Origin of the sequence: Hoeflea sp. CAU 1731 (assembly GCF_039888615.1) — a bacterium.
Lineage (GTDB): Bacteria > Pseudomonadota > Alphaproteobacteria > Rhizobiales > Rhizobiaceae > Flavimaribacter.
On sequence record NZ_JBDQQS010000002.1, the window covers coordinates 321,442 to 344,027 of the forward strand.

Genomic DNA, 22,586 nt, shown 5'->3' on the forward strand with positions numbered 1-22,586 from the left:
CGGCCGCAGAGCAAGTGGATTATTGTTATGAGAACGTCGCAATTCCTCCCGAACGCGCTTGACAGCTTGGGGGGAACGGCTTAATTGACCGCTCACGTTTCGCAGAGACGCGAGACAAAAGCGCGGGTGTAGCTCAGCTGGTTAGAGTGCCGGCCTGTCACGCCGGAGGTCGCGGGTTCGAGCCCCGTCACTCGCGCCATTTTTTCAATGACTTAGCAAGTTATAAAATCTGGAAAAGTTGGAATTCTGGCCGATATTCCAACTTTTGGGCACTTTTGTTCCTTTTAGATGTTTCGCAATGGCCCTCAATCACCGAGCCATTCAGCGCAGCTTTCGGGAAATGCGCGCAGATATTATCCACGATCTTGTTGATCTCGCCGGTATCCGTGCAGTAGTGCACGATGATCGATGCGGCGTTGTGGTTTGTTTCAACCGACAAAACGCCTTGCGGCGTTCTGACCTTGCTTGCAATTGTACTGGGCTGTTTCGTATTTTTGCAAACGTGTGAATTGCGCTATTCGTTTGACCATGAAAGTTTTCGTTTCACGTTCTGGTCTCTATGATCGATGCTTGCTTGCAGCTAGCGACTACCGGAGCAACAAAGCATGTCTCAGAGAGGGACGCCCTTGACCGGAACTGATCGGACCGCGGATGGAAGACTATGAAACGCAAGGTCATTGTCATCGGCATCGGCGCCGGCAATCCGGACCACGTTACGATTCAGGCGGTTGATGCGCTGAACAGGGTTTCCGTATTGTTCATACCCGACAAGGGAGCGGAGAAGACGGATCTGGCGCAATTGCGCAGGCAAATCTGCGAGCGCTTCATTCGCAACGATGACTATCGGATGGTGGATTTCGCCACCCCGCCGAGAAAACGGTCTTCGCCGGATTACCGGCAAGACATCAGGATCTGGCGTGAACAGGTCGAGGACGTCTATCAGCGACTGCTGACGGAGGAGCTCGGCGATGATGACTGCGGCGCCTTCCTTGTCTGGGGCGATCCCTCGATTTACGATGGGACGTTGCGCATACTGGAGAAGATCCGCGCGAAAGGCGCCTTTGAACTTGAATACGAAGTAATTCCAGGAATCAGCAGTGTGCAGGCGCTCGCCGCGCGACACAGGGTTCCCTTGAACGGAATCGGTGCGTCGATCATGATCACGACAGGCCGTAAACTGGCTGAGGGTTTTCCCGACGATGTCGACAGCGTGGTCGTCATGCTGGATGCGGCGAACGCCTTCAAGACAGTCGACGGAGACCTGGATATTCACTGGGGCGCCTATGTCGGAATGGATGAGGAAATCCTTTTGTCCGGCAAAGTGCGCGACGTTGGCGACGAAATCGAGCGGCTAAGGGATAACGCCCGGGAAAAACATGGTTGGATCATGGACAGCTACCTGCTGACCCGGCCGGGGAAGGACGACGGGGAATAGAATGCCCGTCGGCTCATTTCCCCCGAAACGAATTGTCTGTCTCACAGAAGAAACTGTCGAGACGCTCTATCTTCTCGGAGAGCGGGATCGGATCGTCGGGGTGTCCGGCTACGCTGTTCGTCCGCCGCAGGTGCGTCGTGAAAAGCCGCGCGTTTCAGCGTTTGTATCGGCCGATATCCCGAAGCTGCTGGCCTTGCAGCCGGACCTTGTGCTTGCCTTCTCCGACATTCAGGCCGATATCGCCGCTGAACTTGTGCGTTCGGGCGTCGCTGTGCACGTCTTCAACCAACGCGATATCGCAGGCATCCTTGCGATGATCAGAATGATCGGCGCGATGGTCGGCGCCTCGCGGATGGCTGAAGACCTGGCTCTTTCCTACGAAGAACGGCTTGATAGCGTGCGAAAGGCCGCTGGCGGAAGCGCGCGCCCGAAAATCTATTTCGAGGAATGGGACGATCCGCTGATCAGCGGGATTGGCTGGGTGTCGGAACTGATCACTGTCGCCGGCGGAGACGACGTCTTTGCGGCAAAGGCGAAGGAAAAGGCGGCGGTAGATCGCATCGTCGCTGCAGCGGACGTGGTGCAAGCATCTCCAGACATCATTCTCGCGTCCTGGTGTGGTAAAAAGGTTCGACCCGAAAGGATCTCCGGTCGCGCCGGCTGGGACGCCATTCCGGCGGTGCGCAACCGCCGGATCGTCGAAATAAAGTCACCGCTTATTTTGCAGCCGGGGCCGGCGGCGCTGACCGATGGACTGGACGCGATCGTGGCTGCCATCCACGGATAATTCCTCATGCGGCGATCGCCGTCGCGCGGCGCGCAGACCATGTCGCATTCTCAGCGTTGCGAATCCAAATATTGTGGTTTCCTGTCATGATCCGAGGTGCCGCGCTGCCAGTCAGGGCGGATAATTGGGAAGCCGGTTGGAAGCCGGCGCTGCCCCCGCAACGGTAGCGGAGCGAATAACCCGACGATAGCCACTGAACGGAGGAGTCCGGGAAGGTGTCGGGACAGTCCGTCAGGACAGCTCCGAAGCCCGGAAACCAGCCGCGGATAGGATTTAACCGACTGATCGCGGTGGGCGGTCAAGAGGCAAAGATGCGGTGCCGCCGATTGATCGGAGGCCATGCCAAATCTTTCCTCTATCACCACCAAGTTCAGTCCTTTGGCAGGGACGGGACATGGATATACATGACGAGATGTTGGGACTTCTAGGAAGTCGCCGCTCTGGCTTTTCTCTCGAACAGCCGTTCTACACCGATCCACGATTTTATGAAGTTGATCTGGACCTGATCTGGTACCGGGACTGGCTGTTTATCGACCACGACTGCGAATTGCAAAAGCCCGGGAGCTACTTCACGGTCGAGGTCGGAGCCTACCCGGTCATTGTGTTGCGGGACAGGGAAGGCGACATTCGCGCGTTTCACAATTCTTGCCGCCATCGCGGAAGCCGCGTCTGCAGCGCCGCCAAGGGAATGACCGCGCGCCTGGTCTGCCCCTACCATCAATGGACGTACGACCTTGACGGCAGCCTTGTCTATGCGCGTCAGATGTCAGAGGATTTTGATCGCGCGCCATACGGTCTGAAGCCGGTCGCCTGCGAAACTGCCGGCGGGTACATCTTTATCTGCCTTGCCGACAAACCGACTGACTTCGAGCCGTTCCGCACGACAATGGAGCCCTATTTTCTTCCGCACCGTTTGACCGAAGCAAAGGTGGCTTAAGAATCGACGATTATCGAAAAAGGCAACTGGAAGCTGGTGTGGGAGAATAATCGCGAGTGCTACCACTGCGCAGGAAGCCATCCGGAATTGTGCAAGACCTTTCCTGAAGCGCCCACGGTGACCGGCGCGCAGGGCGGGGAGAATGATCCGGAGATGCTTGCGCACTGGGCCAAATGTGAAAAAGCCGGTCTGCCGAGTCGCTTTCGCATAGACCCGGCGGGACAGTTCAGGGCAACGCGGATGCCGCTGCTCCAGGACTCTGTCAGCTACACCATGACCGGTCGGCGGGCGGTGGACCGCAGGCTCTCCGACGACGTGACGACCGACCGGATCGGTTCGCTTTTGCTCTATCACTATCCGACCACCTGGAATCATGTTCTGACCGATCACGCAGTGACGTTTCGCGTGATGCCGATCAGCGCCACGGAAACGGCGGTCACCACCAAGTGGCTCGTCCACAAGGACGCCGTCGAGGGCGTCGATTACAACCTCGCCGAACTTATCCATGTCTGGACCGAAACCAACGACCAGGATCGCCGGATTGTCGAGGAAAACGCAGTCGGCATCCATTCGCCAGCTTACGAACCCGGTCCTTATTCGGAAATTCATGAGGGCGGCGTGATCCAGTTCGTCGAGTGGTACTGCAGCTTCATCGAGTCGAGACTGGCTGACGGCGAGGCGGCATCCATGAAGATCGTGGCCTGACGTGACTCAAATAGGCATGAACAAGAGCTTCGAGCCCGTACTTTATCGCCATCTCGATGAAATGCAGCCGTGGAATCACGAACTGCAGGTCCTTGAACTGATCGCCATCGCAGACGAAGCGCCGTCGGTGAAGACATTCACGTTCCGCTCTGACAACCAGACCTGGTTTCGTTACATGCCCGGCCAGTTCATCACGCTGGAACTGCCGGTCGAGCCGCAGCCGCTGATGCGAACCTATACTCTGGCTTCGAGCCCGTCGCGGCCCTTTTCGATTTCGGTCACGGTCAAGGCGCAGCCGGACAGCGTCGGCACGCGCTGGATGTTCGACAACCTGGAGACAGGCATGCATCTGAGGGCCTATGGCCCTGGCGGGGATTTCTCGCTGCATCACCATCCAGCGGCGAAGTATCTTTTCATTTCGGCGGGCTCCGGCGTCACGCCGATGATGTCGATGCTGCGCTGGCTCAACGACTGCGCGCCATGGACCGATGTCGCCTTTCTCAGTTGCGCCAGGCGCACGGACGAAGTGATCTTTCGCAAGGAACTTGAACTCACCAGCAATCGCATGCCGGGCCTCTCGCTCGATTTCCTGATTGACGACAAGTCGGGACATGAGAAGTCCTTCGGTCATCGTGGCCGGCTTGATCCGGTGCGCCTTTCGCTGCTTGTGCCAGATTTTGGCGAGCGGGAGGTGTTTTGTTGCGGCCCTGAGCCGTTCATGCGCAGCGTGCGCGGCATGCTTGAAGACAGTGGCTTCGACATTCATAGCTACCATCAGGAGAGCTTCGGATCGCCCGCTGCGGAAGCCGTTGAAACCGCTATCGAAGCCATTGTCGAAGAAATGGCGGAAGAAAGCGTGGCGGTGCGTTTTGCCAGTTCCGGCGTCGATGCGGATTGCATCACAGGCCAGACCGTCCTCCAGACGGCGCGCGCCGCTGGCGTGCGTATTCCAGCCGCCTGTGAATTCGGACTTTGCGGCACGTGCAAGGTAAAAAAGCTTTCCGGTTCCGTCGTGATGGAGCATAATGGCGGAATCCTCGATCACGAAATCGAGGACGAATATATTCTGGCCTGCTGTTCCCGGCCAACCTCGCCGCTGGTGGTCGATGTATGACCATTCGGCCAGACCGTCGTTGCCATTCGCCCGCTCAGGAGGAGAGTCCGTTACGCTCAAGATCGCAGTCGCGCGCGCCCGAAGACCTGTTTCTGCAGTGGCTGCTGGATCTTCCAGATCACGCTGAAATCGAGAACGAGGCGCGGCGGGAAATTGCGCGTCTGGAGCGTCGCTTGCCATTGTCAGTGGAAGTCCGGCGGCTCCGCGCGCTGCTGCAGCAAGCTGCAGTCTCAAGTTCGAACAATAAAGTTTCCGGCAATTCAGAAAGACGAACGCGGCGCTGGTTATGCCTCTGAGTGGACGCGTCGAAGCCAACCACTCATCCTGAGGCTCTTCAACCACATACTCGCTGGGAAAATCATCGAAAAGGAGTTGAAAAGCTGTCATGGTCGCCACGGCATTGCGACGGAGTGCGTTATCGGACGAATCGATGAATGAGACAGTCGACAAATACTGTGAGAGGCTGGATGCGAGCTTCTGGTCCGAGCCGCTGAACGCGATCACCAACTTCGCATTCATCGTCGCCTGCCTGCTGGCGCTATACGCCTGGCGGCAAGGCGCATCCCGGTCTGCGCCGGCGTTGTTGCTGTCTCTTTGGATCGGGGTGATCGGCGTTGGATCTTTCCTGTTCCACACATTTGCGACGCGCTGGGCGCTCGCCGCCGACAGTCTGCCGATTCTCATCTTCATTCTCGCCTATGTCTATCTGGCGATGCGCGACTATCTTGGGCTGACGGCGTGGATCTCCCTGGCGATAGTTTTTTTCTACATTGTGGCTTCCGTTGTCGCTACGCCGCTCCTGACGCGCGTCGCAGGTTCCTCAGCCGGCTACATGACCGCCTTGATCGCGATGGTCGTCGTGGCTGCGCTTGTGCGCGGCAAAGACCGTCCGGTGAGTAATGGACTATTTGTCACAGCCGCTGTGTTCTGCGCCTCGATTGGCTTCCGGATGATCGACCTGCCGCTCTGCGAGACCGTGGCGATGGGCACGCATTTCGTGTGGCATATTCTCAATGCGGTCGTCCTCTACGCGCTCGCAAGGATATATATTGACAGTCGGGAGAGGACGGTCGCGGTCGCGTCGATGCCACGAGGCCATTGAAAACGGGACCCGCTCTCATATTTGTCCGGGTCGTGTGCGGTCCGTGTGTTCCGCCACGATAGACGCCGTCCTCGACACCTTTCGGTCGTTCCGGATTGTGCGTTGTGGAACGCGTCCGCACGTCGTAGTATTTTGCAGTGCAAACGGACTGATGCGTTGACTGGACTGACTGATTGTGTAAACCGACACCTTAGAACCATTCGCGAAATGGCGGCTCGCGAAAGTGTTAGGAAATATGATGACCGAACTTCTCAGCTCATATCTGCCGATTGTTGTATTCATTGGTATTAGCCTGGTCATTGGAGCCGCTTTGCTCGTCGCTCCATTCATCATCGCCTTCAAGGCGCCCGACTCGGAAAAGCTTTCGGCCTATGAATGCGGATTCAACGCCTTCGACGATGCGCGAATGAAGTTTGATATCAGATTTTACCTCGTGGCGATCCTGTTCATCATCTTCGATCTCGAAGTCGCGTTCCTGTTTCCCTGGGCGGTCTCTTTCGATGGAATCGGCTGGTTCGGATTCTGGTCGATGATGATCTTCCTCGGCATCCTGACGATCGGCTTCGCCTATGAGTGGAAAAAGGGAGCGCTGGAATGGGAGTAGGCGACACCATGTCGACGCTTGTTGCACCGCAACCGAAAGGCGTTATTGATCCGTCCACGGGCAAGCCGGTTGGCGCCAATGATCCGTTCTACGGCGAAATCAACAATGAGCTCGCCGACAAGGGTTTCCTCGTCACCTCTGCGGACGAATTGATCAAATGGTCCCGCACTGGATCGCTGATGTGGATGACCTTCGGTCTTGCCTGCTGCGCGGTTGAGATGATGCAGATGTCGATGCCGCGCTACGATGGCGAGCGCTTCGGTTTTGCGCCGCGCGCGTCACCGCGCCAGTCGGATGTCATGATCGTCGCTGGTACGCTGACCAACAAGATGGCGCCCGCGCTCCGCAAGGTCTACGACCAGATGCCTGAGCCGCGTTACGTCATATCTATGGGGTCGTGCGCCAATGGCGGCGGTTACTACCATTATTCCTATTCCGTCGTTCGCGGCTGCGATCGCGTTGTGCCGATAGACATCTATGTGCCTGGTTGCCCGCCGACCGCCGAAGCGCTGCTTTACGGTGTGTTGCTGCTGCAGAAGAAGATTCGACGCACCGGAACGATAGAACGCTAGGGGCCCGAGAAAGGCTGTTGCATGAGTGAAGCGTTGCAAGAACTTGCCGCCTACATCACCGAACGCAAGGACGGTGCGGTTATGTGGCACGAGGTCCGCTTCGGCGAGTTGACGCTTGTTTCCGACCCGGCGCACATCATCCGTCTGCTGACCTTTCTTCGCGATGATTCCCAGTGCCAGTTCATCAATTTTACCGACATTTGCGGCGTTGACTGGCCGGGTCGCGAGAAGCGGTTCGATGTTGTCTACCATCTGATGTCGCCTCGTCAGAACATGCGCATCCGTGTCAAGGTTCCAGTCGGAGAAGACGAGACCATTCCGTCGGCCACCGGGGTCTTTCCGGGCGCAGACTGGTTCGAGCGCGAAGCCTATGATCTTTACGGCATCCTGTTTACCGGACACCCGGACCTGCGTCGCATCCTGACAGACTACGGGTTTGACGGACATCCGCTGCGCAAGGATTTCCCGACGACCGGATTCGTGGAAGTGCGGTACGACGAGGAGGTCAAGCGCGTCGTCTACGAACCGGTGCAGTTGCGACAGGAATTCCGAAATTTTGATTTTCTGTCGCCCTGGGAGAATGCCGAATACATTCTGCCGGGCGATGAAAAGGCCAGTGAATAAGAGCTTCTGATCGATCATGAGCGAAACACAGGACATCGGCGCACAGCAAAGCCTGAAGGGGCGGTGCCTTTGCGGCTCCGTGCAGTTCACGGCAGCTCCGCAGTCGCGTGACATGAACGCCTGTCACTGCGTCATGTGCCGTCGCTGGTCCGCCGGTCCGTTTCTGGCGGTCGATTGCGGCGACACCGTGCGTTATGATTCCGACGATGGTTTGGCGTTTTATCCGTCATCGGAATGGGGTGAGCGCGGTTTCTGCAAGAATTGTGGAACATCGCTTATCTGGAAGATGCAGGGGCGTCCCGAATGTCATGTGTCGACACAGGCCTTCGAGGAAGCAGGCGGTTTTACGCTGACTTCGGAAATCTTCGTGGACGAGAAACCTGAAGGTTACGCCTTTGCCGGCGACATAAAGAAAATGACAGGCCCGGAGGTGATCGCGGCCTTCATGCAAGAACAGGAAGGCGCGTAGATGAACGAGCATAATGTACGCAACTTCAACATCAACTTCGGCCCGCAACATCCTGCTGCGCATGGTGTTTTGCGCCTTGTCCTAGAGCTCGACGGCGAGGTTGTGGAGCGCGTCGATCCGCATATCGGCCTTCTGCACCGCGGCACTGAAAAGCTGATCGAATCGAAAACCTATCTGCAGGCCGTGCCGTATTTCGACAGGCTCGATTATGTCGCGCCAATGAATCAGGAGCATGCTTTCGCGCTTGCCGTCGAACGTCTCATTGGCGTCGAAGTCCCGATCCGCGGACAATTGATTCGGGTGCTCTACAGCGAAATCGGCCGCATCCTTTCGCATTTGCTCAACGTGACGACCCAAGCCATGGACGTAGGCGCCCTGACGCCGCCGCTCTGGGGTTTCGAGGAACGCGAAAAGCTGATGGTCTTTTACGAGCGCGCCTGCGGCGCGCGCATGCATTCGGCCTATTTCCGGCCGGGCGGCGTTCACCAGGATCTGCCTGCGGATCTCGTCGAGGACATCGGCAAGTGGTGCGATCCGTTCCTGAAGGTCTGCGACGATATCGAGGGTCTGCTCACCGACAACCGCATCTTCAAGCAGCGCAATGTCGACATCGGCGTGGTCAAGCTTGACGAAGCCTGGGCGTGGGGTTTCTCCGGCGTGATGGTGCGCGGTTCGGGCGCGGCATGGGACTTGCGCCGCGCGCAGCCCTACGAGTGCTACAACGACATGGAATTCGAAATTCCGATCGGCAAGAACGGCGACTGCTACGACCGCTATCTCATCCGCATGGAAGAGATGCGTCAGTCGGTCAAGATCATGAAGCAGTGCGTCGAGCGGCTCTTCAGCACCGAACGGACAGGGCCCGTGTCCTCCACGGATGGCAAGATCGTGCCGCCGAAACGCGGCCAGATGAAACGTTCGATGGAAGCGCTGATACATCATTTCAAGCTCTACACCGAGGGCTTTCACGTGCCGGAAGGCGAAGTGTACGCCTGTGTCGAGGCGCCGAAGGGCGAATTCGGCGTTTACCTTGTGTCCGATGGCGGCAACAAACCCTATCGCTGCAAGATCAAGGCGCCAGGCTACGCCCATCTCCAGGCAATGGATTTCCTCTGCAGGGGACACATGCTGGCGGACGTCTCCGCTGTTCTCGGTTCCCTTGATATCGTCTTCGGGGAAGTTGATCGCTGATGCTACGGTTCGCCATGCCGATGCTGCTTTTGATGACGGTCGCGATGGCGGCGGTTTCGCCGGCGCGCGCGCAGGATTCGGGCGGGGCGATCACCAACATGAAGACCCTTATACAGAGCGGATTCGATATAAAGGCAGCCGCCCCGAACGGCGACAAATTTGTTGTATTCCTGCAGCGGGAGCGGGAAGCCTACGCCTGCGAGTTCGTGACGCTTACAGTGTCGCGTTGCGGCGCCATAAATAATGAGGCCAATTGAGTATGTCCGTTCGCCGTCTTGCAGAAGATGATGTCCAGCCTGCGGCTTTCCGCTTCAACGAGGACAACGCCGCCTGGGCGCAGCAGACCATCGGCAAGTATCCGCAGGGGCGTCAGCAATCCGCCATCATCCCGCTTTTAATGCGCGCCCAGGAGCAGGAAGGCTGGGTCACCAAGGCGGCGATCGAGTCCATCGCGGACATGCTGGAAATGCCCTATATCCGCGCTCTCGAGGTCGCGACCTTCTACACCCAGTTCCAGCTGAAGCCGGTCGGCACGAAGGCCCACGTCCAGGTCTGCGGCACCACGCCCTGCATGCTGCGCGGCTCCGAAGAACTCATCAGAGTCTGCCGCAACAAGATCAATGAAAAGCCGTTCGAGCCAAACGAGGCCGGCACGCTCTCCTGGGAAGAGGTCGAGTGCCAGGGCGCCTGCGTAAACGCGCCCATGGTCATGATCTTCAAGGACGCCTATGAGGACCTGACGCCGGAACAACTCGCCGACATCATCGACAAGTTCGAGGTTGGCGAGGGCGACAGCGTGACGCCCGGACCGCAGAATGGCCGACATCTCTCGGCTCCGATCAGCGGCCTGAAGACGCTTCTCGACGAAGACAAGCCGATCGCAGCCAAGAAAGCCGCGACGAAGAAAACGGCGCCTGCGTCCAGGCCCGCGGCCGCAAAGGAAGCGTCTGTTCCGGACGACGCCAATAGGCCTCAAGGCATCGAAAAGCCGGGAGACGCCGACAATCTGAGACTGATCTCCGGCGTCGGGCCGAAAATCGAAGGTCTTCTGCACTCGCTTGGAATCTACAAATGGGAGCAGATTACCAAATGGACGAAGGAAGAACGCGACTGGGTCGACGGATACCTGAAGTTCAAGGGACGCATCGAACGCGAAGACTGGGTCAAACAGGCCGAAGCGCTCGCCAAGGGCGGCGCCGAAGAATATGAACGCGTCTTCGGAAAGAAGCCGAGATAGGGCCGGGTAGGGAATGAGTCATGCTCAAGGATAAAGACCGCATCTTTACCAATATCTACGGCCTGAAGGACAAGAGCCTGAAGGGCGCTATGGCGCGCGGCCACTGGGACAACACCAAAGGCCTCATCGAAAAGGGCCGCGACTGGATCATCGCCGAGATGAAGACCTCGGGCCTGCGCGGTCGCGGCGGCGCGGGCTTCCCAACCGGTCTCAAATGGTCCTTCATGCCGAAGGAAACCGACGGCCGGCAGCATTATCTGGTTGTCAACGCTGACGAATCCGAACCCGGCACCTGCAAGGACCGGGAAATCATGCGTAACGATCCGCATACGCTGATCGAGGGCTGCGTGATCGCCAGCTTTGCGATGAGCGCGCACACGGCCTACATCTACATTCGCGGCGAATATATACGCGAACGTGAGGCGTTGCAGAACGCGATCGACGAGTGCTACGACGCCGGCATCCTAGGCAAGAACAACAAGTGCGGCTGGGACATGGACGTTTTCGTCCATCACGGCGCAGGCGCTTATATTTGCGGCGAGGAAACCGCGCTGCTGGAGAGCCTGGAAGGCAAGAAGGGGCAGCCGCGCCTCAAGCCGCCATTTCCGGCGAATGTTGGCCTCTACGGCTGCCCGACCACCGTTAACAACGTCGAATCGATCGCAGTGGCGCCGACGATCCTGCGGCGCGGCGGCGCATGGTTCGCCGGCTTCGGACGTCCGAACAACGCCGGCACCAAGCTTTTCTGCGTATCCGGACACGTCAACGAACCGGCGACCTTCGAGGAGGAAATGTCGATCCCGTTCCGTGAACTGATAGACAAGCATTGCGGCGGCATTCGCGGCGGCTGGGACAATCTTCTGGCGGTCATTCCGGGCGGCTCGTCGGTTCCGGTGGTGCCCGCCGAGGAGATCATCGACTGTCCGATGGATTTCGACAGCCTTCGCGACCTCAAATCGGGTCTCGGAACGGCTGCCGTCATCGTGATGGACAAGTCGACCGACATCGTAAAGGCGATTGCTCGCCTGTCGCACTTCTACAAGCACGAAAGCTGCGGACAGTGTACGCCCTGCCGTGAGGGAACCGGCTGGATGTGGCGCGTGATGGAGCGCATGGTCGTTGGCAACGCCCGCAAGGAAGAAATCGACATGCTGCTGCAGGTCACAAAGCAGGTCGAGGGGCACACAATCTGCGCACTCGGCGACGCTGCAGCGTGGCCCATTCAGGGGCTGATCCGGCATTTTAGGCCGGAGATGGAAAGACGCATTGACGAATTTACGCGCAACGCCGGCGGGACGCCGGTGCTTGAAGCGGCGGAATAGGTAAGACAGGGCGGGACACCGCGGAACTGGACTTGAGATGGCAAAGATCAAGGTCGACGGAAACGAAATAGAAGTGCCGGACCACTACACGCTTCTCCAGGCGTGTGAGGAGGCGGGTTCGCAGGTGCCGCGTTTCTGCTTCCATGAGCGGCTTTCGATTGCGGGCAACTGCCGTATGTGCCTCGTCGAGGTAAAGGGCGGTCCGCCAAAGCCTGCGGCGTCCTGCGCGATGGGCGTGCGCGATCTGCGGCCGGGCCCGGAAGGGCAGCCGCCGGAAGTCTTCACCAACACCCCTATGGTCAAGAAGGCTCGTGAAGGGGTAATGGAGTTTCTGCTCATCAATCATCCGCTGGACTGCCCGATCTGCGATCAGGGCGGTGAATGCGACCTGCAGGACCAGGCGATGGCCTTTGGCGTGGATTCCTCGCGATTCCACGAAAACAAGCGCGCCGTGGAAGACAAATATATCGGCCCGCTGGTCAAGACGATCATGAACCGGTGCATCCACTGCACGCGCTGCGTTCGCTTCACGACGGAAGTTGCGGGCATATCCGAACTCGGGCTGATCGGCCGTGGCGAGGACGCCGAAATCACGACCTATCTAGAGCACGCCATGACGTCGGAAATGCAGGGCAATGTCGTGGATCTTTGCCCGGTCGGCGCCCTCACATCCAAGCCCTACGCCTTTATGGCGCGGCCCTGGGAGCTCACGAAAACCGAGACCATCGATGTCATGGACGCCTGCGGTTCGGCCATTCGTGTCGACACGCGCGGTCGCGAAGTCATGCGCATCCTGCCGCGGATAAATGAAGCCATCAATGAAGAATGGATCTCGGACAAGACGAGATATGTCGCCGACGGTCTGCGCACCCAGCGTCTCGACCGACCGTTCGTACGCGTGGACGGCAAGCTGAAGGCAGCCAGCTGGCCGGACGCTTTCACCGCGATCAAGCAGGCAGTGGACGCCGCGGCGCCGGAGAAGATCGGCGCGATTGCCGGCGACCTCGCGGCCTGCGAGGAAATGTTCGCCCTGAAGCAGCTCATGCAGTCGCTGGGTTCCTCCAATATCGATTGCCGCCAGGATGGGGCGAAGCTCGATCCGTCGAAGGGGCGGGCAAGCTACCTCTTCAATCCCACCATTACGGGCATTGAGGACGCCGACGCGCTCCTGATCATCGGAGCCAATCCCCGTTTCGAAGCGACGGTGCTCAATGCGCGCATCCGCAAGCGATGGCGCCTGGGCGACTTCCCGATCGGCGTGATCGGCGAACAGACGGAGATGAGATACGATTACGAATATCTCGGCGCCGGTCCAAAGACCTTGGGCGATCTCGTTGCCGGAACGACTGATTTCGCAAAGACCCTGAAGGATGCGGAGCGGCCGATCATCATCGTCGGGCAGGGCGCTCTGACCCGGGCTGACGGGATGGCTGTCCTCGAACATGCGGCAAAGCTCGCTGCCGAAGTCGGCGCGGTTTCGGAAGACTGGAACGGTTTTGCAGTTCTGCACACGGCGGCGTCGCGCGTCGGCGGACTTGACCTCGGTTTTGTGCCGGGCGAAGGCGGCGTCGGCGCGGCGGATATGCTCTCGGAAATGGACGTGCTCTTCCTGCTTGGCGCAGACGAAATGGACATGACGAAACGGCAGTCCGGCTTCACTGTCTATGTCGGCAGCCATGGCGATGTTGGCGCGCATCACGCCGACATCATTTTGCCGGCGGCGACCTACACGGAGAAAGCCGGCACCTATGTGAACACGGAAGGCCGTGTTCAGATGGGCGTTCGGGCAGGATTTGCGCCGGGCGAGGCAAAGGAAGACTGGGCCATACTGCGCGCGCTTTCGGATGTGCTGGGCAAGAAACTTCCGTTCAATTCGCTCGGTGAGTTGCGCCTCCAGCTTTATGCGGCGCATCCGCATCTGGCTGTTGAGGACGCCATCGAACCGGGATCGCATGACGATATCGCCGCGCTCGCCTCAACGTCGGGTGAATTCGAGACGGCCGGCTTCGAATCGCCTATTGCGGATTTTTATCTGACCAATCCGATCGCCAGGGCTTCCGCCGTAATGGCGGAATGTTCGGCGCTTGCCCGAAGTGAAAGCGCCGTGGCGGCGGAATAGGACGAGAACAGGACAATGGAATCGTTTCTGACAAACTACGTGGTTCCGGCGCTGATCATGATCGGTCAGTCGCTGTTGCTGCTTGTCGTCCTTCTCGTATTCATCGCCTATGTGCTCTACGCCGACCGAAAGGTCTGGGCGGCGGTGCAGATGCGTCGCGGCCCCAATGTCGTGGGCCCATGGGGGTTGCTCCAGTCCTTCGCCGACCTTTTGAAGTTCGTCTTCAAGGAGCCGGTCATCCCGGCCGGCGCCAACAAGGGCGTGTTTCTTCTTGCGCCGCTGGTGTCGGTGACGCTGGCGCTCGCCGCCTGGGCGGTCATTCCGGTCGCCGACGGCTGGGCGATCGCCTCGATCAATGTCGGCATTCTCTATGTCTTCGCGATCTCGTCGCTTGAAGTCTACGGCGTGATCATGGGCGGATGGGCGTCGAACTCGAAATATGCGTTCCTCGGAGCGCTGCGCTCCGCCGCGCAAATGGTCTCCTACGAAGTATCGATCGGCTTCGTGATCATCACAGTGCTCCTGTGCGTCGGTTCCCTGAATCTGACCGACATCGTGCTGTCGCAGCAGGATGGCCTCGGCACGATGCTGGGTCTGCCCAATACGTTCCTCGACTGGCACTGGCTGGCGCTGTTCCCGATGTTCATCGTGTTCTTCATTTCGGCGCTGGCCGAAACCAATCGTCCGCCGTTCGATCTGCCTGAAGCTGAATCCGAGCTGGTCGCAGGTTTCATGGTCGAGTACGGCTCGACGCCGTACATGATGTTCATGCTCGGCGAATACGCCGCCATCGTGCTGATGTGCGCGCTGACGACGATCCTGTTCCTTGGTGGATGGCTGCCTCCGGTCGATTTTTGGCTGATCAACTGGATTCCGGGCGTCTTCTGGTTCGTCCTCAAGGTGTGCCTGGTGTTCTTCATGTTCGCCATGGTCAAGGCGTTCGTTCCGCGATACCGCTACGACCAGCTCATGCGTCTCGGCTGGAAGGTCTTCCTTCCCCTCTCGCTCGCCATGGTCGTGATTGTCGCCGCGGTTCTCAAACTCACCGGCTGGACGGCCTGAATCGGGAGAATTGTAGAATGTCACTCGCCCAAGCCGCAAAGTCCCTGTTCCTGAAGGAATTCGTGGAAGCGTTTTTCCTCTCGATGCGGTATTTCTTTGCTCCCAAGTCGACAGTGAACTACCCATTCGAAAAAGGGCCGGTCAGCCCGCGTTTTCGCGGCGAACATGCTCTGCGCCGCTATCCGAACGGCGAAGAACGTTGTATTGCCTGCAAGCTGTGCGAGGCCATTTGCCCGGCGCAGGCGATCACGATTGAAGCCGGTCCGCGTCGCAACGACGGGACGCGCCGCACCGTGCGCTACGACATCGACATGGTGAAGTGCATCTATTGCGGTTTCTGCCAGGAGGCCTGTCCCGTTGACGCCATCGTCGAGGGGCCGAATTTCGAGTTTGCGACCGAAACACGCGAGGAACTTTACTACGACAAGGACAAGCTCCTTGCGAACGGCGACCGTTGGGAGCGCGAGATCGCGCGCAACATCGCCATGGATGCGCCGTACCGGTAGCGTCCGAACATGGATGGTCCGCGTCGCGGCCGTCCGGAACGACAATTCTGAGGCCGGCGGGAACCGGCGAATTCGGGGATCCGGCGCATCATGCGCCGCGCACTCCGGGGGAAAGACAAAAAGGCACGGCTCATGGGTCTACAGGCTCTGTTCTTCTATCTGTTCTCTGCGATCATGATAGCGGCCGCATTGATGGTGGTGTTTTCGCGCAATCCGGTGCATTCCGTGCTGTTTCTGATCCTGACCTTCTTCAACGCCGCTGCGCTGTTCCTTATGACTGGAGCGGAGTTTCTGGCGCTGATACTGGTCGTGGTATACGTCGGCGCTGTGGCCGTGCTGTTCCTGTTCGTGGTCATGATGCTTGATATCGACTTCACGGAGTTGCGCTCGGGCGTCATGCGCTACGCCCCGGTCGGAACCTTGATTGGCGTCGTGCTATCGGCCGAGCTCATATTCGTCCTGGCCGGCAACGCCTTCAAGGTGGAGCCGGAATCAAATCCTGTGCAGCCCATTCCGGATCTGAATGCAGTGTCGAACACGCAGGCGCTGGGCGACATCCTCTACACCGACTACGTGCACCTGTTTCAGATCGCCGGCATGGTTCTGCTCGTCGCAATGATCGGCGCCATCGTGCTGACACTGCGACACAAGGAAGGCATAAAGCGGCAGGATATCGCCGCGCAGGTCGCGCGTTCTCCGGAAACCGCGGTCGAAGTCATTGACGTCAAGCCCGGACAGGGCGTCTAGGGGAGGGAACGAGGCAGCATGGAAATCGGACTTTCCCATTATCTGACGGTTGCGGCGGTCATGTTCACGATCGGCATTTTCGGCATTTTTCTCAATCGCCGGAACGTCATCATCATCCTGATGTCGATCGAACTCATCCTGCTCGCCGTCAATATCAATTTCGTGGCGTTTTCCGCCTATCTAAACGATCTGATGGGGCAGGTCTTCGCCCTGTTTGTCCTGACGGTCGCGGCTGCTGAAGCGGCCATCGGGCTCGCCATACTCGTCGTCTTCTACAGGAACCGAGGTTCCATCGCCGTGGAAGACGTCAACATGATGAAGGGCTGACCCCTAATGTATCACGCCATCGTTTTCCTGCCTTTAGTTGGTGCGATCATTGCCGGATTGTTCGGGCGATCCATAGGCGCCAAGGCCTCGGAATACATAACTTCCGGCATCATGATCCTCGTCGCTTTCCTGTCCTGGATCGCATTCTTCCAGATCGCGCTCGGTCATGGAGAAATGATCCAGATCGATGTGCTGCAATGGATCCGCTCGGGAACCTTGTCCGTCGATTGGGCGCTGCGCGTCGACACGCTGACCGCCGTCATGCTCGTGGTCGTCAATACGGTGTCGTGCCTGGTGCACATCTATTCGATCGGCTACATGCACCACGATCCGCATCGGCCGCGCTTCTTCGCCTATCTCTCGCTCTTCACCTTCGCCATGCTCATGCTGGTGACGTCCGACAACCTGCTGCAGATGTTCTTCGGCTGGGAAGGCGTGGGGCTCGCGTCTTATCTGCTGATCGGCTTCTGGTTCAAGAAACCGTCCGCCAACGCCGCCGCCATGAAAGCCTTCATCGTCAACCGCGTCGGCGACTTCGGCTTCGCGCTTGGCATATTCGGCGTTTTCGTGATCTTCGGATCGATCTCGTTCGACACGATCTTTGCCGGAGCGGCGCAGTTCCTGCCGGGCGAGGCGAGCGACACCGATCAGGTCGTGCTCGAATTCCTCGGCACGGGCTGGGATCGCGGCTCCGCGCTGACGGTCGTATGTCTGCTTCTCTTTGTCGGCGCGATGGGTAAATCGGCGCAGTTCCTGCTCCATACGTGGTTGCCGGACGCCATGGAAGGTCCGACTCCGGTTTCAGCTCTCATCCACGCCGCAACGATGGTTACGGCGGGCGTCTTCATGGTGGCGCGCATGTCGCCAATCTTCGAGCTTTCCGTCACGGCCCTTACATTCGTCACGATAATCGGCGCGATCACCGCCTGTTTTGCCGCGACCATCGGCCTCGTGCAGAACGACATCAAGCGCGTGATCGCCTATTCAACCTGTTCGCAGCTCGGCTACATGTTCGTTGCGCTTGGAATGGGCGCATTCGGCGCCGGCATCTTCCATCTATTTACGCACGCCTTCTTCAAGGCGCTCCTGTTCCTCTGCGCGGGTTCGGTCATCCACGCCGTGTCGGACGAGCAGGACATGCGCCGCATGGGCGGGTTGCGCAAACACATTCCATTCACCTACTGGATGATGATCATCGGCACGCTCGCGCTGACCGGTTTCGGCATTCCTTTCACGCCAATCGGCACATCGGGCTTTATTTCGAAGGACATCATCATCGAGACCGCCTATGTCGGAACCAATCCGGCGGCCGGCTTCGCGTTCATCATGGTCGTCGTCGCGGCGCTCTTCACGAGCTTCTACTCCTGGCGGCTGATCTTCATGACGTTCCACGGCAAGCCCCGTGCTTCAGCCGATGTCATGCACCATGTCCACGAGTCGCCGATGGTCATGCTCGCGCCGCTGTTCCTTCTCGCGCTTGGCGCCTTGTTCGCCGGCGTGATCTTCCAGGGCGATTTCTTCGGCCATCACTACGAGGAATTCTGGAAGGAGGCGCTGTTCACTCTGCCCGACAACCATATCCTCGAGGAATTCCACCACGTTCCGGGCTGGGTGAAATTCAGCCCGTTCCTGGCCATGGCGATCGGCTTCGTTATCGCCTGGTATTTCTACATCCGTTCGCCGGAGACGCCAAAGCAACTCGCTTCGCAGTTCGAAATTCTCTACAAGTTCCTGCTCAACAAGTGGTACTTCGACGAAATTTACGATTTCCTCTTTGTCCGCTCGATAAAGAACCTCGGATATTTCCTCTGGAAGAAGGGCGACGGCTGGCTGATTGACGGGTTCGGGCCGGATGGGATCGCCGCGCGTGTTCAGGACATCACACGGCGCACCGTGCGTCTGCAGACCGGTTACCTCTATCACTACGCCTTCGCCATGCTGCTTGGCGTGGCGGCGCTGTTGACCTGGATGATGCTGGGAGGAGCTGCGTGATGTTGACCGACTGGCCAATTCTTTCCATCACCACCTTCCTGCCGCTGGTCGGCGCGATCATTATCCTGCTGACGCCGGAAGATTCCGACATCGGTAAGCGCAATATCCGCAACGTCGCGCTGGTGACAACGGTTTTCACTTTCGTCTTCTCCCTGATCTTCGTCTGGGGCTCGTTCGACGGCAGCAGTTCCGATTTTCAACTTGTCGAAAGGACGCCCTGGCTCGGAACCGGCATCTCCTACTACATGGGTGTCGACGGCATTTCGATGCTGTTCGTCATCCTCACGACGTTCCTGATGCCGCTATGCGTTCTGGCGAGCTGGACGACGATCAATGTCCGCGTCAAGGCGTATATGGTTGCGTTCCTGCTTCTGGAGACGCTTGTCATCGGCGCGTTCTGCGCCCTCGACATCATCCTGTTCTACGTCTTCTTCGAAGGTGGCCTGATCCCGATGTTCATCATCATCGGCGTCTGGGGCGGTCCGCGCCGGATCTATGCGAGCTTCAAGTTCTTCCTGTACACGCTGGCCGGATCGGTGCTGATGCTTGTGGCCATCATGTACATGTACTGGAACGCCGGAACCACGGCGATCCCGGAAATGCTGGCGCATGATTTTCCGCCGGAGGCGCAAACATGGCTATGGCTGGCCTTCTTCGCGTCCTTCGCGGTGAAGCTGCCGCTCTGGCCGGTTCATACCTGGCTTCCCGACGCCCACGTCGAGGCGCCCACCGCGGGCTCCGTGGTGCTCGCAGGCATCCTGCTGAAACTCGGCGGATACGGATTCATCCGCTTTTCGCTCGCGATGTTCCCGCTCGCCTCCCTCGATCTCTATCCGCTGATCTTTACGCTCTCGGTCATCGCCGTGGTTTACGGCTCGCTCGTGGCGCTCATGCAGGACGACGTGAAAAAGCTGATCGCCTATTCCTCCGTCGCCCATATGGGCTACGTCAAGATGGGCATTTTTTCGGCAAACGAGCAGGGCCTTCAGGGCGCGCTCTTCACCATGCTCTCGCACGGACTTGTGTCCGGCGCGCTCTTCCTGTGCGTCGGCGTGATCTACGACAGGCTACACACGCGCGAGATCGCCGCCTATGGCGGGCTGGTCAACAATATGCCGAAATACGCCGCAGTGTTCATGGTCTTCACAATGGCCAATGTGGGCCTGCCGGGCACATCCGGCTTCATCGGGGAATTCCTCGTGCTGGTCGGCGTGTTCCAGGTCAACAGTTATATTGCGATCTTCGCGACCACTGGCGTCATCCTCTCGGCCGCCTATGCCCTGTGGCTCTATCGGCGCGTCATTTTCGGCGCGCTGGAGAAGGAAAACCTGAAATCCATGCTCGACCTGTCCACCCGAGAGAAGATCATTCTCTACCCGATGGTCGCGTTAATCATATTCTTCGGCGTGTATCCGATGCCGGTGTTCGATATCACCGCAGCGTCGGTGGACGCCCTGCTCAACAACTATAATGCTGCGATAGAGGCCAGAAACGGCCTTGCGCTGGCGAACTGATCGACCGGGACGTATTCCATGACCGCAGACCTACTCAAGGCAAGCCTGGAACTCTCGATACCGGAGATCCTTCTGGCCGTCGGCTCGATGGTGCTCCTGATGATCGGCGTCTTCTCCCGCGGCCGGTCCGCGTCGCTGGTGACCGGACTCGCCGTGGCATTGCTGATCATCGCCGGCCTGTGGCTGGTCACGCTGTCCGGCGAGGGCGAGGCGTTCGGCGGCGCCTTCCGTGACGACTCGTTCGCCAAATTCATGAAGGTGCTTACGCTGATCGGATCGATCAGCGCCCTGGTCATGGCAGTCGGCTCGACCCCGGAAGAACAAATGGACCGGTTTGAGTTTCCGGTACTGGTCGTGCTCGCGACACTCGGCATGATGCTGATGATCTCGGCCAATGACCTGATCACGATGTATCTTGGTCTGGAGTTGCAGTCCCTTGCGCTTTATGTGGTCGCGGCGATCAACCGCGACAGCGTGCGTTCGACGGAAGCCGGCCTGAAGTATTTTGTGCTTGGCGCGCTTTCCTCCGGCATGCTGCTCTATGGCGCGTCGCTGATATACGGCTTCACGGGACATCTCGGCTTTGAGGGAATTTCCGAAGCGCTGGCGGGCGGCGACCGGACGCTCGGCATCGTGTTCGGACTGGTGTTTCTGCTCGTGGGCGTCGCTTTCAAGATATCGGCCGTGCCCTTCCACATGTGGACGCCGGACGTCTATGAAGGCGCGCCAACCCCGGTCACGGCTTTCTTCGCGGCTGCCCCGAAGGTCGCCGCCATGGCGATGCTCATCCGCATCGTCATCGAAGCCTTTGATCCGATTGTCGCTGACTGGCGCCAGATCATCGTCTTCCTCGCCGTTGCGTCCATGGCGCTCGGAGCCTTCGCGGCCATCGGTCAGCGAAATATCAAGCGGTTGATGGCCTATTCGTCGATCAGCCATATGGGCTTTGCTCTCGTCGGTCTCTCGGCCGGGTCGATGATCGGCGTGCAGAGCGTGTCGCTCTACATGCTGATCTACATGGTCACCACGCTTGGAACATTCGCCTGCATTCTCGCAATGCGCCGCAAGGAAGAAGGCAATGTGGAGCAGATCGACGATCTGTCGGGCCTCGCGACCACCAATCCGGTTATGGCGACCATGCTGACGATCTTCATGTTTTCGCTTGCAGGAATACCGTTTCTGGCAGGCTTCTTCGCCAAATATTTCGTGTTTCTGGCAGCGATCGAAGCCGGTCTCTACATTCTCGCAGTCATCGGCGTTCTCGCCTCCGTCGTCGGCGCCTACTATTATTTGCGGATCGTCAAGATCATGTGGTTTGACGAGGCGGCTGAGGGCTTCATGCCGATGGGTGGAGAATTGCGGTTGGTGATGATCGTTTCCGGCGTCTTCGTCCTGCTCTATGCTTTTTTCGGCGGGCCGGTCATGCGGGCGGCGGAGATCGCGGCAAAATCGTTCTTCTGATTGTGCTGAAAGCCGAAGACTACCGTCATATTGCGCTGGATGACGTTCAATCGACCAACACGGAATGTCTGGAGAAGGCGCAGGCAGGAGATCCGGGTAATCTTTGGATCACGGCGCGGCGTCAGCTTGGCGGGCGCGGTCGGCGTGGTCGGCCATGGGTGTCCGAAGCCGGCAACCTCTATGCGTCGCTGCTGTTGATCGATCCTGCGCCGGTCCAGGCGCTTGCTTCCTTGCCCCTTGTCGCCGCGCTTGCCGTATACGGGGCGATCGCGCGCGCGCTGCCTGATCCGGACGCATCGCTGAAGATAAAGTGGCCGAACGACGTGCTACTGAATGGCGGAAAGATTTCCGGCATTCTGCTCGAATCAACCACAGTGCCGGATGGGCGGCGCGCAGTGGTCATCGGTTGCGGCGTCAATGTGGCGCATGCGCCACACGAGACCATGTACGCCACGGCGACGCTGCGCGATGCGGGCGCAGCTGTTTCGGCAGACGAATTGTTCGCCTATCTCTGCCAATCCATGGCCCGGGAACTGGCGAGATGGGGGGAGGGAACCAACATGGCGGAAACGCGCGAATTGTGGTTGCGTTTGGCCACGGGCGTAGGGAAACAAATCACAGTCAATATGCCGAACGCCTCGATTGAAGGAATATTCAGGGATATCGACGAAACAGGTTGTCTGATACTGGAGAAGCCCGACGGCTCCCTTCAGTCGATCGCCGCGGGCGATCTTTTTTTCCTGTAGGGCAAGCGCTATC

Annotated in this window: 21 protein-coding genes, 1 tRNA gene, 1 pseudogene and 1 riboswitch; all 23 genes and pseudogenes read left to right on the forward strand. The window is 58.8% G+C overall.

What is annotated here, in order from left to right; genetic code table 11:
• The first annotated feature begins 122 nt into the window (after positions 1-122).
• The 23 genes and pseudogenes from AAFN47_RS05620 (at position 123) to AAFN47_RS05730 (ending at position 22,573) form a co-directional block, all read left to right on the forward strand.
• Positions 123-199 (forward strand) — tRNA-Asp (locus AAFN47_RS05620).
• A 462-nt stretch (positions 200-661) separates the two neighbouring features.
• Complete coding sequence (gene cobF / locus AAFN47_RS05625; protein WP_499808230.1) at positions 662-1,435, forward strand: precorrin-6A synthase (deacetylating); 774 nt, start codon at positions 662-664, stop codon at positions 1,433-1,435.
• A 1-nt stretch (position 1,436) separates the two neighbouring features.
• Positions 1,437-2,222, forward strand: coding sequence for a cobalamin-binding protein (locus AAFN47_RS05630; protein WP_499808231.1), 786 nt, complete (start codon positions 1,437-1,439; stop codon positions 2,220-2,222).
• 77 nt (positions 2,223-2,299) lie between these two features.
• Positions 2,300-2,501: riboswitch (cobalamin riboswitch) on the forward strand.
• A 115-nt stretch (positions 2,502-2,616) separates the two neighbouring features.
• Positions 2,617-3,864 (forward strand): annotated as a pseudogene (locus tag AAFN47_RS05635) (aromatic ring-hydroxylating oxygenase subunit alpha).
• 16 nt (positions 3,865-3,880) lie between these two features.
• A complete protein-coding gene (locus AAFN47_RS05640) occupies positions 3,881-4,978 on the forward strand; it encodes an FAD-binding oxidoreductase (RefSeq protein ID WP_499808232.1) in 1,098 nt (365 codons plus the stop codon).
• 430 nt (positions 4,979-5,408) lie between these two features.
• The gene (locus AAFN47_RS05645) at positions 5,409-6,080 is read left to right on the forward strand and encodes a ceramidase domain-containing protein (RefSeq protein WP_499808233.1); all 672 of its coding nucleotides are present in this window, start codon (positions 5,409-5,411) and stop codon (positions 6,078-6,080) included.
• Between the two features lie 238 nt (positions 6,081-6,318).
• Complete coding sequence (locus AAFN47_RS05650) at positions 6,319-6,684, forward strand: NADH-quinone oxidoreductase subunit A (protein ID WP_499808234.1); 366 nt, start codon at positions 6,319-6,321, stop codon at positions 6,682-6,684.
• A complete protein-coding gene (locus tag AAFN47_RS05655; RefSeq protein WP_499808235.1) occupies positions 6,675-7,256 on the forward strand; it encodes a NuoB/complex I 20 kDa subunit family protein in 582 nt (193 codons plus the stop codon). Before AAFN47_RS05650 ends, AAFN47_RS05655 begins: the two co-directional genes overlap by 10 nt.
• 21 nt (positions 7,257-7,277) lie before the next feature.
• Positions 7,278-7,880 (forward strand): NADH-quinone oxidoreductase subunit C, encoded by a 603-nt coding sequence (locus tag AAFN47_RS05660; protein WP_499808236.1) that lies wholly within the window; start codon positions 7,278-7,280, stop codon positions 7,878-7,880.
• 16 nt (positions 7,881-7,896) lie between these two features.
• The gene (locus AAFN47_RS05665) at positions 7,897-8,349 is read left to right on the forward strand and encodes a GFA family protein (RefSeq protein WP_499808237.1); all 453 of its coding nucleotides are present in this window, start codon (positions 7,897-7,899) and stop codon (positions 8,347-8,349) included.
• Positions 8,350-9,540, forward strand: coding sequence for an NADH-quinone oxidoreductase subunit D (locus AAFN47_RS05670; RefSeq protein WP_499808238.1), 1,191 nt, complete (start codon positions 8,350-8,352; stop codon positions 9,538-9,540).
• Complete coding sequence (locus tag AAFN47_RS05675; RefSeq protein WP_499808239.1) at positions 9,540-9,797, forward strand: hypothetical protein; 258 nt, start codon at positions 9,540-9,542, stop codon at positions 9,795-9,797. The genes AAFN47_RS05670 and AAFN47_RS05675 overlap by 1 nt, the downstream gene beginning before the upstream one ends.
• Positions 9,798-9,799: 2 nt before the next feature.
• Positions 9,800-10,777 (forward strand): NADH-quinone oxidoreductase subunit NuoE, encoded by a 978-nt coding sequence (nuoE, locus tag AAFN47_RS05680; RefSeq protein ID WP_499808240.1) that lies wholly within the window; start codon positions 9,800-9,802, stop codon positions 10,775-10,777.
• A 20-nt stretch (positions 10,778-10,797) separates the two neighbouring features.
• Complete coding sequence (gene nuoF, locus AAFN47_RS05685) at positions 10,798-12,099, forward strand: NADH-quinone oxidoreductase subunit NuoF (protein ID WP_499808241.1); 1,302 nt, start codon at positions 10,798-10,800, stop codon at positions 12,097-12,099.
• 37 nt (positions 12,100-12,136) lie between these two features.
• Positions 12,137-14,218 carry an NADH-quinone oxidoreductase subunit NuoG gene (gene nuoG, locus AAFN47_RS05690; protein ID WP_499808242.1) on the forward strand — a complete coding sequence of 694 codons (2,082 nt, stop codon included), beginning with the start codon at positions 12,137-12,139 and terminating at the stop codon, positions 14,216-14,218.
• A 15-nt stretch (positions 14,219-14,233) separates the two neighbouring features.
• Complete coding sequence (gene nuoH / locus AAFN47_RS05695) at positions 14,234-15,280, forward strand: NADH-quinone oxidoreductase subunit NuoH (RefSeq protein WP_499808243.1); 1,047 nt, start codon at positions 14,234-14,236, stop codon at positions 15,278-15,280.
• A gap of 17 nt (positions 15,281-15,297) precedes the next feature.
• A complete protein-coding gene (nuoI, locus tag AAFN47_RS05700; RefSeq protein WP_499808244.1) occupies positions 15,298-15,786 on the forward strand; it encodes an NADH-quinone oxidoreductase subunit NuoI in 489 nt (162 codons plus the stop codon).
• A gap of 132 nt (positions 15,787-15,918) precedes the next feature.
• The gene (locus tag AAFN47_RS05705; protein WP_499808245.1) at positions 15,919-16,533 is read left to right on the forward strand and encodes an NADH-quinone oxidoreductase subunit J; all 615 of its coding nucleotides are present in this window, start codon (positions 15,919-15,921) and stop codon (positions 16,531-16,533) included.
• Positions 16,534-16,551: 18 nt separating this feature from the next.
• Positions 16,552-16,860 (forward strand): NADH-quinone oxidoreductase subunit NuoK, encoded by a 309-nt coding sequence (gene nuoK, locus AAFN47_RS05710; protein WP_220227247.1) that lies wholly within the window; start codon positions 16,552-16,554, stop codon positions 16,858-16,860.
• A gap of 6 nt (positions 16,861-16,866) precedes the next feature.
• Entirely contained in the window at positions 16,867-18,852 is a 1,986-nt protein-coding gene (nuoL, locus tag AAFN47_RS05715) for an NADH-quinone oxidoreductase subunit L (protein ID WP_499808246.1), read from the forward strand.
• A 2-nt stretch (positions 18,853-18,854) separates the two neighbouring features.
• Positions 18,855-20,366, forward strand: coding sequence for an NADH-quinone oxidoreductase subunit M (locus AAFN47_RS05720; RefSeq protein ID WP_499808377.1), 1,512 nt, complete (start codon positions 18,855-18,857; stop codon positions 20,364-20,366).
• A gap of 18 nt (positions 20,367-20,384) precedes the next feature.
• Positions 20,385-21,827: an NADH-quinone oxidoreductase subunit NuoN gene (nuoN, locus tag AAFN47_RS05725; RefSeq protein ID WP_499808247.1), complete on the forward strand. Its 1,443-nt coding sequence runs from the start codon at positions 20,385-20,387 to the stop codon at positions 21,825-21,827.
• A gap of 5 nt (positions 21,828-21,832) precedes the next feature.
• A complete protein-coding gene (locus tag AAFN47_RS05730; protein ID WP_499808378.1) occupies positions 21,833-22,573 on the forward strand; it encodes a biotin--[acetyl-CoA-carboxylase] ligase in 741 nt (246 codons plus the stop codon).
• Positions 22,574-22,586: the final 13 nt, after the last annotated feature.

Excerpts from the sequence above, each read along its gene's own strand:
- cobF (WP_499808230.1), top strand. The coding sequence starts at position 662 with ATGAAACGCAAGGTCATTGTCATCGGCATCGGCGCCGGCAATCCGGAC.
- AAFN47_RS05630 (WP_499808231.1), top strand. The coding sequence starts at position 1,437 with ATGCCCGTCGGCTCATTTCCCCCGAAACGAATTGTCTGTCTCACAGAA.
- AAFN47_RS05640 (WP_499808232.1), top strand. The coding sequence starts at position 3,881 with ATGAACAAGAGCTTCGAGCCCGTACTTTATCGCCATCTCGATGAAATG.
- AAFN47_RS05645 (WP_499808233.1), top strand. The coding sequence starts at position 5,409 with ATGAATGAGACAGTCGACAAATACTGTGAGAGGCTGGATGCGAGCTTC.
- AAFN47_RS05650 (WP_499808234.1), top strand. The coding sequence starts at position 6,319 with ATGACCGAACTTCTCAGCTCATATCTGCCGATTGTTGTATTCATTGGT.
- AAFN47_RS05655 (WP_499808235.1), top strand. The coding sequence starts at position 6,675 with ATGGGAGTAGGCGACACCATGTCGACGCTTGTTGCACCGCAACCGAAA.
- AAFN47_RS05660 (WP_499808236.1), top strand. The coding sequence starts at position 7,278 with ATGAGTGAAGCGTTGCAAGAACTTGCCGCCTACATCACCGAACGCAAG.
- AAFN47_RS05665 (WP_499808237.1), top strand. The coding sequence starts at position 7,897 with ATGAGCGAAACACAGGACATCGGCGCACAGCAAAGCCTGAAGGGGCGG.
- AAFN47_RS05670 (WP_499808238.1), top strand. The coding sequence starts at position 8,350 with ATGAACGAGCATAATGTACGCAACTTCAACATCAACTTCGGCCCGCAA.
- AAFN47_RS05675 (WP_499808239.1), top strand. The coding sequence starts at position 9,540 with ATGCTACGGTTCGCCATGCCGATGCTGCTTTTGATGACGGTCGCGATG.
- nuoE (WP_499808240.1), top strand. The coding sequence starts at position 9,800 with ATGTCCGTTCGCCGTCTTGCAGAAGATGATGTCCAGCCTGCGGCTTTC.
- nuoF (WP_499808241.1), top strand. The coding sequence starts at position 10,798 with ATGCTCAAGGATAAAGACCGCATCTTTACCAATATCTACGGCCTGAAG.
- nuoG (WP_499808242.1), top strand. The coding sequence starts at position 12,137 with ATGGCAAAGATCAAGGTCGACGGAAACGAAATAGAAGTGCCGGACCAC.
- nuoH (WP_499808243.1), top strand. The coding sequence starts at position 14,234 with ATGGAATCGTTTCTGACAAACTACGTGGTTCCGGCGCTGATCATGATC.
- nuoI (WP_499808244.1), top strand. The coding sequence starts at position 15,298 with ATGTCACTCGCCCAAGCCGCAAAGTCCCTGTTCCTGAAGGAATTCGTG.
- AAFN47_RS05705 (WP_499808245.1), top strand. The coding sequence starts at position 15,919 with ATGGGTCTACAGGCTCTGTTCTTCTATCTGTTCTCTGCGATCATGATA.
- nuoK (WP_220227247.1), top strand. The coding sequence starts at position 16,552 with ATGGAAATCGGACTTTCCCATTATCTGACGGTTGCGGCGGTCATGTTC.
- nuoL (WP_499808246.1), top strand. The coding sequence starts at position 16,867 with ATGTATCACGCCATCGTTTTCCTGCCTTTAGTTGGTGCGATCATTGCC.
- nuoN (WP_499808247.1), top strand. The coding sequence starts at position 20,385 with ATGACCGCAGACCTACTCAAGGCAAGCCTGGAACTCTCGATACCGGAG.